At 40.1% G+C, this 324-nt stretch carries 1 protein-coding gene; it reads right to left on the reverse strand.

Annotated features, from left to right (window positions below; translation table 11 throughout):
- Positions 1–13: 13 nt before the first annotated feature.
- Positions 14–324: hypothetical protein (locus CD122_RS12540; protein WP_420852959.1), on the reverse strand; the 311-nt coding region annotated here is incomplete at its 5' end.

The raw sequence follows: 324 nt of genomic DNA on the forward strand, positions 1-324 counted from the left end.
CAACAAGTACAAGTCAATCTGTTTCAGAAAGCGATTCTACATCAGCGAGCACATCTGAATCAGAAAGTGCAAGTGAATCAACAAGCATTAGTAACTCGGAAAATGCAGAAAGAGATTCAGTAAGTGCAAGTGAATCAGCGTCAATTAGTGAGTCGGACTCAATCAGTAGCTCTAATTCGGCAAGTGAAAGTACATCAACTTCAGAATCAGAAAGCACGAGTGATAGTGAAAGTACGTCAATTTCAGCAAGCAACTCTGTCTCAACAAGTGAATCAGACTCAATCAGCAGTTCAAATTCAGAAAGTGAAAGCACGTCAACTTCAG

Origin of the sequence: Staphylococcus rostri, from assembly GCF_002902145.1 — a bacterium.
Taxonomy (GTDB): domain Bacteria; phylum Bacillota; class Bacilli; order Staphylococcales; family Staphylococcaceae; genus Staphylococcus; species Staphylococcus rostri.